General features: G+C 48.0%; 10 protein-coding genes. 2 read left to right on the top strand and 8 right to left on the bottom strand.

What is annotated here, in order from left to right:
- From ABY802_RS14880 to ABY802_RS14855, 6 genes are all read right to left on the bottom strand, one after another.
- The coding region (locus tag ABY802_RS14880; RefSeq protein WP_372627914.1) for a hypothetical protein at positions 1-257 on the bottom strand (257 nt) is incomplete at its 3' end.
- A 241-nt stretch (positions 258-498) separates the two neighbouring features.
- On the bottom strand, positions 499-1,080 hold the full coding sequence (locus ABY802_RS14875; RefSeq protein ID WP_372627913.1) for a hypothetical protein: 582 nt from the start codon (positions 1,078-1,080) through the stop codon (positions 499-501).
- A 62-nt stretch (positions 1,081-1,142) separates the two neighbouring features.
- Complete coding sequence (locus ABY802_RS14870; protein ID WP_372627912.1) at positions 1,143-1,742, bottom strand: hypothetical protein; 600 nt, start codon at positions 1,740-1,742, stop codon at positions 1,143-1,145.
- Positions 1,742-2,635 (bottom strand): hypothetical protein, encoded by an 894-nt coding sequence (locus ABY802_RS14865; RefSeq protein WP_372627911.1) that lies wholly within the window; start codon positions 2,633-2,635, stop codon positions 1,742-1,744. Before ABY802_RS14865 ends, ABY802_RS14870 begins: the two co-directional genes overlap by 1 nt.
- A gap of 186 nt (positions 2,636-2,821) precedes the next feature.
- The gene (locus ABY802_RS14860; RefSeq protein WP_372627910.1) at positions 2,822-5,203 is read right to left on the bottom strand and encodes a heavy metal translocating P-type ATPase; all 2,382 of its coding nucleotides are present in this window, start codon (positions 5,201-5,203) and stop codon (positions 2,822-2,824) included.
- 93 nt (positions 5,204-5,296) lie between these two features.
- Positions 5,297-5,485, bottom strand: a complete 189-nt coding sequence (locus tag ABY802_RS14855; RefSeq protein WP_372627909.1) for a hypothetical protein — start codon at positions 5,483-5,485, stop codon at positions 5,297-5,299.
- A gap of 174 nt (positions 5,486-5,659) precedes the next feature.
- On the opposite strand from ABY802_RS14855, the gene ABY802_RS14850 reads away from it, so the two are divergent.
- Together ABY802_RS14850 and ABY802_RS14845 are read left to right on the top strand one after the other, a co-directional pair.
- Positions 5,660-6,085 carry a hypothetical protein gene (locus tag ABY802_RS14850; protein ID WP_372627908.1) on the top strand — a complete coding sequence of 142 codons (426 nt, stop codon included), beginning with the start codon at positions 5,660-5,662 and terminating at the stop codon, positions 6,083-6,085.
- Between the two features lie 2 nt (positions 6,086-6,087).
- Complete coding sequence (locus ABY802_RS14845; protein WP_372627907.1) at positions 6,088-6,261, top strand: hypothetical protein; 174 nt, start codon at positions 6,088-6,090, stop codon at positions 6,259-6,261.
- Positions 6,262-6,401: 140 nt separating this feature from the next.
- On the opposite strand, the gene ABY802_RS14840 is transcribed toward ABY802_RS14845, so the two are convergent.
- The gene (locus ABY802_RS14840; protein WP_372627906.1) at positions 6,402-7,847 is read right to left on the bottom strand and encodes a DUF1996 domain-containing protein; all 1,446 of its coding nucleotides are present in this window, start codon (positions 7,845-7,847) and stop codon (positions 6,402-6,404) included.
- A 141-nt stretch (positions 7,848-7,988) separates the two neighbouring features.
- On the bottom strand, positions 7,989-8,963 hold a 975-nt coding region (gene ilvA, locus ABY802_RS14835; RefSeq protein ID WP_372627905.1), incomplete at its 5' end, for a threonine ammonia-lyase, biosynthetic.

The raw sequence follows: 8,963 nt of genomic DNA, 5'->3' as shown, positions 1-8,963 counted from the left end.
GTGTAGGTTACCCGGTTTGAAAGAAGTGTAAACATCGGACAAGGCTGATACCCAGCATGCTCTGCTTTGCGATCAAGCCAGTGCCCCAGAGCATAACTACCAACAAACATCAGCAGTAAGGCGGCTACCATAGCTTTACCGGTAAGGCTGTTTACATTATTTACCGTCGATAACGCTACTTTGCCCCGAATCCTTACAGTTAACTGAAAAATCACAAACGCCAGCATTACCAATAAACCGAGTATAGCCCCTGGCATCAAATTGCCGGAATAACTGATTACTATAAGCGGGCGTTCTGACCCAAATTGCGCTAACTGCTCAAACCATGAGGGTACCAACAACGTAATAATTGCAATAATTAAAAGTGTGAAAAAAAAACATCGCAAAACCCGCTGCAATGGCTTTGGTATTACTGATACTCATCGTAAAACCGGGAGCTGAATAGTCGCGCATATGAATACTGGCTCAGCGTCGCATTTGTGGTAGTCATTTAATCGCTTAACCACCGTTTCTACTTTGTGCTTCTTGCTGTAAGAACTGCTGCCTGGCCTGTCGCTGTTTTCCCCTTGCACTTAAATGCTGCGCCACTTGCGCAGTTTCATCCACAGTACCGCGAACGATAATCCGCCTTACATCATTGTCGAAACATAACGCTTCATTCTTTGTCCACGCCTGCATAGTGACTCGGTTTGTTAACAACGTGAGTGTCGGGCAGGGCTGGAACCCTGCGTATTCCGCTTTATTATCCCAGTACGCGTTAATGACGAAACTACCAACAATTACTAAGCCTAAACCAACAAGCACACCTATAGCAGTTATTTTGCCATTGTCGGTGGATATTGGTTGCCGTCTAAGAGCTCGCCACAGTCGATTAGCGGCATAGCCAAACATAAACACCATGGCTAGCAAAGCCCCGGGTAAATAACCGTGAAAGCTACTCAACACAATAAGGGGTTTGGTACTACCAACTTCTGATAATTGGGTTTGTACTGAGTAAAGCAGTGTCCAAATGCCTACGATCATCAAAATGCTAAAGAATAGCAGAGCAATAGCGTCTTTAAATATTGATTGTTGGTTCATCGCACTACCCAAAACTGATTAGAAATGAGCAAGAGTAGAGATTGGGTAGCAGTCGCTCCCGCTTAGCCACCATCTTTAATTTTTGCTTCCTGCTGCAAAAACTTCTGTCTGGCCTGTTGCTGTTTTTCCCTCGCGTTGAGATGCTGCGCCACTTGCGCTATTTCATCTTTTGTACCTCTCCTTAAAATTCTTCGCATATCAGGGTCGTAACATAAGGTTTCGTTTTTAACCCAAACTTCCATTGTCGCTCGGTTTGGTAACAATGTCATTGCTGGACAAGGAGCAAACCCCGCCGCATCTGCTTTGCTCTGCCAGTGTGCCGTAATAATATGGCTTCCAACAAACATAACTAGCAAACCGGCTAGCGCAAAAGAGGCCAGGATCTTTTCAGTTCTTTTGAAGAACAGTGTTTCAGTTTGGAAAATACAGCGATACATAAAGTACAGCAGAAACAATAACGCACCCGAAAAAGCACCTACTATGACCCCAGGACCATAAGTATGCATACTACTGATAATGATTAATGGAAACTCACTCGCTATCGCGTAGGCATGTTGGCGCCAGCCCGTTGTCAGCATGACAACTGCTGAAACACTCAAGATAAGCATTAAAAAAAAGGCTAACAGCGAAGAAGCAACTAGTTTTAATTTCTGATTCTGCATTAACGAAACCTGGGCTTCAATAGAGTATTGAGATAGTTACGCAAAGCTAGTGATAGCTGCCGCCTGACAACAGCACCAGTTGAACTTAAAACATAATAAAAACCTGACGCAATATCTTGCTTTAGCTTCTCTTCTTTTTGTTCTAAATGTTTAATCAGGGCGTTGGTAATGCCAAAATGCTGATCAATTTCAAATAACAGCCAAGCGGTTCCAACTGCCATAACCAAGCCAAGAACAAGGGGTACAATAGCAATGGTTGTTAGTGTTGCTGCAATAGCACCAACTGCATAGCCTGCAGCACTTGCAATCACAGCCTTCACAATGTCGGTGCTAATTGTTGCCAACCAGTCTGTCCAACGAAATTCATCTGCAAACAACCAGCTAAGCGTATTAATAGTTACCGAAAACAATACTGAAATTAAGAAACCGCCTTTTGCTGATGATTTTAGCGCCTTACCCCCTACACCCATACTCATAATCTTAGTGTTACTGGCAAGGTAACGCGTTCCAGTTAAAACCTGTCGTAAACCTGCACGGCCTTTAAATACAATATATTGTTTACCACCGCTGACTTTTACATAGTACCTTCCAAAAATACTGCCTGAGCGTTTCATATCCATCGCCAAAGCAGTAAGAACCCGGACCTCTGAACTTGCTGCTATTGCTGTACCGCCGAACTCTCTTCCATAAACTTCAAGTTGCTCTGCGAAAGGTGTCTCTGTTATTTTTTCAAACATTTCCGATATCTGCTGAGGGCTTTTCCCTTTACTTCTTTGCTCTGCATCCCACAATCTGATCATTTCCTGAGTATTCAGTACATAAACATCATGCTGGTTCTCTTTAAAAGCCGTTTCAAGCTGAGTACGGCTGGTATGCGGGTGTGGTCGCATCATGATCGTGTCGTCCCTGATGGTTGCATATATTAATGAAATGTTATTAAAGCATCTATTTTTCGATGCCGCAAGGATAAATATAGGCACAAACCAAGTGGGATTAGTCAGATTTTCAATAGTGTTACGGGGCTATTTCTTCCAAGATACACGCTACATTTATATTTTTATTATTAACATAGCTATGCCTTACCCCGGCATTTTCCAGCGTTGTAGCAATAGGGCGTTGCTGATCACGATTAAGCTGCTGCTGGCCATGGCCGCGCCAGCAATAATCGGGTTTAAATAACCCAGCGCTGCCAACGGAATACCAACCGTATTAAAAATAAAAGCCCAAAACAGGTTTTGCTGAATTTTACGATAGGTTTTACCGGCAATGGTCAGCGCTGCGCCTACCAGTGCCGGCTCGCCGCGCATTAGCGTAATGGCCGCCGCACTGACCGCCACTTCGGTTCCCGCTGCCATGGCAATACCTAAATTAGCCTGCGCCAATGCCGGCGCATCATTAATGCCATCGCCGACCATGGCCACCTGATAACCGTCTTGTTGGCACTGTTTAATAAAACTGGCTTTATCGGCCGGTAACACTTCTGCCTGATAATTATCCAGCTGCAGCTCGCCGGCAACCACTTCGGCACTGGCTTTGCTGTCGCCGGTCAGCATGGCTACCCTGATACCTTGCTGCTGCAATCGTGCCACGGCTTTTTGGGCATGGGGTTTTAACGTATCGCTAAAACACAACAAGCCAAGCAGCTCAGGCGGTTGCCTGGTGCTTTCACCCTGTTTTCTGGCCAGCCAGGATACCGAGGCTCCTTTAGCAGTGATAAGATCCTGTGGCAGTTCCAGCCCCAGCTCACGCATCCAATGGCTGCTGCCAAGTAGTAGTTCTGCACCATCTACTGTCGCCTTTACACCTTTACCGGCAACTACTGTAAAACTGCTGGCATTGCTGGCACTGATATTGTCTTGCTCAGCTTTTGCCAGCACCGCTTTGGCCAGCGGATGCTCGCTGTTTTGCTGTAACGTAGCCACCAGTTGCAATAGCGCTGCCTCGCTGCCGTTTATCGCCGTAAACTGCACCAGTTCAGGCTTGCCTTCGGTTAAGGTGCCGGTTTTATCAAAGATGACGTAATCTATCTGCGTGGCTTGCTCCAGTGCGATGGCATCTTTCACCAATATACCGTGCCGTGCCGCGGTGCCGGTACCGGCCATAATCGCTGCCGGTGTTGCCAGCCCCAGTGCACAGGGGCAAGCAATAACCAGCACTGCGACCGCATTTAAAATGCCCTGTGCCCAGTTGCCTGTGCTAAAACCCCAGCCCAGCAGTGTAATAAGCGCTACCAGCAATACTACTGGCACAAAAATAGCGCTGATCTTATCTACCAATGCCTGCACCGGTGCTTTAGCCCCCTGCGCTTGCTCCACCAGTTGGATAATTTTCGCCAATGTAGACTCAGCGCCGACACTGGTGGCGCGCAGCTCAAGCACGCCGTCGAGATTTATGGCGCCGCCAACAACTTTGTCGCCGCTGCTTTTGTGCAGCGGTAAGCTCTCGCCACTGATCAGCGCTTCATCAACACTGCTGTCACCGTTGATGACTTCACCGTCTACCGCGATGCGCTCACCCGGTTTTACCTGCACGATTTCGCCGCTTTTTATGGTCGATGCGACAACGAGCTGCCATTTATCATCACGTTTTACTCTGGCTTCAGTCGGCTTAAGGTTTTCCAGCGCCCGCAGTGCATCGGTGGTGCGTCTTTTAGCGCGCTGTTCAAGAAATTTACCCAGTATAACCAGAGTCAGCACTGCCGCACTGCTTTCAAAATACAGATGCGGTGCGCCATGCTGAGCATCGAACGTTAACCATAAATACAGTGATAACCCATAGGCTGCGCTGGTACCCAGTGCGACCAGTAAATCCATGTTGCCGGTACCGGCCTTTAGCGCGCCCCAGCCACCTTTATAAAAACGGGCGCCAAAATAAAATTGTACGGGTGTCGCCAGCAACCATTGCCACAGGGCAGGTAACATCCAGTCCTGGCCAAATAACATACCAAACATCGGCAGCACCAGCGGAATTGTCAGTAGCGCGGAACCCAGCACCGGAAACCACGGTTGCCGGTAAAACGGTGTACTATCGGTGCTAGCTTCCGAGCGCGCCTGCTGTTTTTCTGTCAACTGATAGCTTGTACCCGCCAGCGCTTGCTGTAATTGCGTGCTATCAATCTGCTCGAACAACGTCAGGCTAACAAGCTCGGTCGCCAGATTAACGTCTGCGCTGATGACGCCCGGCACCTTTAGCAGCGCTTTTTCTACCCGACCGGCGCAAGATGCGCAGCTCATGCCCGTTACACCATATTGCTGCTGGTGCTGCTTGACCTTATAGCCAGCCTCAGTAATAGCCGCGGTTAGCGTAGTTGCCGACGCGGTGCCGTTAACACTGGCCGTTTCATTGGCCAAATTCACGCTGGCGTTAGTCACGCCGTCTACCTGCTTTAATGCTTTTTCAATGCGGCCAACACAGGAAGCACAGCTCATGCCGTCAATATGCAGTTGTATGGTGTCGCTCATTGCTCACCCCTTGTTTATCAGTATTAAGGTAGCACAAGGCTAAAGCTTACCACGAGGGAAAGGTCAAGCAGGCGTTGCTGTTACCGTCAATGCTTACTCAGGCAGTCCATATTTTTTCCGGATTTCCTGCACAGATTGCAACTTGCCTTGCTCGCTGTCACTTAAGCCGTTTTCTATCGCCTGACGCACATAAATCTGCTCCATCAGGTCATCCCAGGTGGCATCAGCGGGTAACTGGTCTATCGGTTTATGAGCGCTATCTTTTCTTACCGTGTTTTGCAAAATTATGTCTCTCGCATCTCAACAATTGTTAGTCTTTTAGTGCTTTAAAAGCAGCGACCAAATCTTAGCAGAAGCGAAGCACCAACAAAAAATACATTTTTAAAACATTTATTTCACACATTGGATTTATCAAGTATATTTACTAGCCTAACTATCCCAATCTAAGGAAGGAAAATGCATACTCCCGTTCAATTCTTTATGTCGGTGCCAGAAGACCTGTTTCGTTTAGGTAGGAAAACAACACCTAAACTTGACTACATTCGCCCAACACCGCCCAGAGATGAAAAAGAAGACACTTGGGATGTTAAAATTTATGACAAAGACGGTGTTAGTTTTGTCGATAGCAAATCAGGTGGCTTATCTTTGTTCAACTATCGCAACCCAAAATTTGGTAACCTATGGTGGAAGATTCCTGCAAGTACAAAACTACCAAACGGCTTGCATATATCATTGGATAAAGGCGGCAAAGAGGGTAAATTCCACTTCACTATCCGGCCTTTACAAGATATGCCGTACTATCTGTATATTGAAAAGCTAAAGCAACTGGAATCTGCCGCAATTCCAAGTTTTTTAAGTCCCCCAAAATCTGAGGTAAGTTAGCTATGTTCTCAACTGTGGAATTACGTCATATCCGTTTATGCCTGGTCAGACAAATAGCTGCTGGACGCGCTGAACTGCTAAAACTGGATGAAGACAGCGACGAGTATATGGAAAAAGCGAACGACTTAATGGTGCTAGATAGCATTATTGCCAAAATTGAACGCGAGCAAGGCTGAACAGGAATAGCCAAAACAACAAGGGCGTAATCTTTTAAATTACGCCCTTTGCAGTTGTAGGAGCCTTTGCCCTTTTTCGCCTTTACCACCCTGGCTTAAAACAGCTTACTGGTGACTAAGCTTTTATCGCTTTATCGTCGTTAATAACCCATGCCTTTATTAACAATAGGTACCTCATTCTGGCTGCCGGGCCGGGTGCCGGATAAGCGATAACCGTTCGCCAGATTACCGTCGTGACAATCCAGCTGCTGACGGATACAGCCATCTAATACTGCCTGCAATGCCTCTGGATACCAGGCATTAAACCAGTCGCCATGTAATGACATGCCGCCAGGTGTGCTGGTACTTACCTCATACATGTCTGAAGCAAAGCGCCAGCCACGGCTGGAGCGGCTTTGTGGATCGTACACATCAGGTTTGACGCCATAGGCATAGTGAAAACTTACCCGGATAATGGGTACGGGATGGCTGCCCGGGCAAACGGCGCCATTAGCGCCACCAGAGTTAACCGGATAGGCCAGATGACTTTTATGATCTGCTGAATCTAAATCAACGCCGTTCCAGCAACTTGGGAAAAAGATATCCATCCGCAAACGATCGGGTGCCACACACTCAGGAATGCTGGCACTCCAGCGCGGGTTGGTTGCATCATTTGACTCCCAAGACTGACAGTGCCAGCGCACGATAGACGTATCCTGCGCCATGCCGGGCATCCCCATAGCACTGCCGGCAATCATTTTCAGGCCCAGCGGAATAGGCTGAATAGATGCCAGTTCATCGACCCCGGCTGAATAGTAAAAAATCTCATGTGCTTCATCGTCATTACCCACTACTGCAGGTACAATTTGCCAGGCAGGGTCACCGTTATCATCGAGCAAGCGCTCGCCACTGGTAACATCATAAGAGGGCGCCAGCAACGCCGGCACCCAATATGCCGAACGATTTAACTCATTACCCTGACAACTCGATTCACCCGTGGTGAATAACGACGTAAGGTCGCTATTTTCATCCAGTAAGGTGTTGCCGTAAAACCGATGCAGATGCGCAGCATCTTTCTGTCCTGGGTAAACGATAGGGTCGTTATAGCCTGAATGCGACAGGTCGCAGTTGATCCGGAAAATTCCGCGCCAGCCGTTGCTTGCTGTCGGCGCTGGCTGTACCGATGTGGCGATAAGATCAGGATGTACGGTGCTGAGGTTTTCATCTGCGAAAATACTGCTCACCGTCCAACTGGCTAATGCCGGTTCACTTACTTTTCCGTCGGCAGCCACTGCGCGTATTTGCAGGGTATGTTGCTGCACATCAAGCGGGTAAATTAGATAGGGGCTGTTACAAACCACTTCCGGCTCATCATTTAACTGACAAGCGTACGACTGGGCATCAGCCGATGCGAACCTGAACTCAGCAAACGGCTGCTGACTAACCGCTGCTGGCTGAGCACTTAATACCGGCATAGCTGGTAATATTACAGGCGCCGGCGCGCTCCCATTATTACTATCTGCACTGTCCGTATTTGTCGTGTCGCTACCGCAACCATTAAGCACTGCGAGCAGCACCACACAAGCTGCACTTCTATAACGTTCCATTTTTCTCTCCACTATCCGGTAATGCCAGTGCCTTTGTAATAACAACAGACATTGGCTGACCCATTGAGTATAAAGAGTCGAATGTAAAGAGATGTAAAGGCAGTGCAAAGCCGTGTAAAGCAGCAATTGCAAGATGCGTTGCTAACCCGCCGTTAAAAATGTCTGATAGCTGCGGTTACTGCTCACCTGCTGATACTGATAACCGAGCTTGTCGAGATAACTGGCGATATCACTGTGCTGCGCCACTTCAAAGCCGGCCAGCACATCGCCGGTGGCGGCACCATGATTACGGTAGTGAAACAGGGTAATATTCCAATCTTCGCCCAGGGTATTAAGAAAATTCATCAACGCACCGGGGTATTCCGGGAAATTAAACTGGTACACCTGCTCCTGTAACTGACGCGGTGGCATGCCACCGACCATATGACGTACATGCAGTTTGGCCAGTTCGTCGTCTGACAAGTCCTGGTAATCATAGCCGGCGTCACTCAAAAGTTTAGTTACCGTATCCAGTTCCTGCTGGCCATGGCGCAGTTTTATGCCTACAAAAATATGGGCTTTATGGTCACTAGCGTAACGGTAGTTAAACTCGGTAATAGCCCGGCCGCCCAGCGTTTGGCAAAAACGACGAAAGCTGCCTTTTTCTTCCGGAATAGTCACCGCAAACACGGCTTCCTTTTTCTCACCCAGCTCACAGCGCTCAGATACATAACGCAGAGTGTCAAAATTTAAGTTAGCACCACTTAGCACAGCGGCAAATTGTTGCGGCTTGCTCAGGGTACTGTTGTTTAGCTGCTGGCTGTATTTTTTAAGGCCAGCCAGCGCCAATGCCCCAGCGGGCTCTGCCACCGCCCGTAAGTCATCAAAAATATCTTTAATGGCCGCGCATATTTCATCACTGCTAACGGTAACCACTTCATCGCAAAAGCGTTTGGCCAGGTTAAAATTCTCGGTACCAATCCGTTTTACTGCCACACCATCGGCAAATAATCCCACCCGTGCCAGCGTAACCGGTTCACCGGCCGCCATCGCCGCTTTTAAACTGGCGGCATCTTCCGGCTCAACCCCAATTACCCGCACATTGGGCTGAATGGCTTTAATATACACCGCCATTCC

The organism is Arsukibacterium sp. (assembly GCF_041616895.1).
Taxonomy (GTDB): domain Bacteria; phylum Pseudomonadota; class Gammaproteobacteria; order Enterobacterales; family Alteromonadaceae; genus Alishewanella.
Note: the sequence above shows the minus strand (reverse complement) of the source record. Positions and strands in the feature narration are given on the sequence as shown.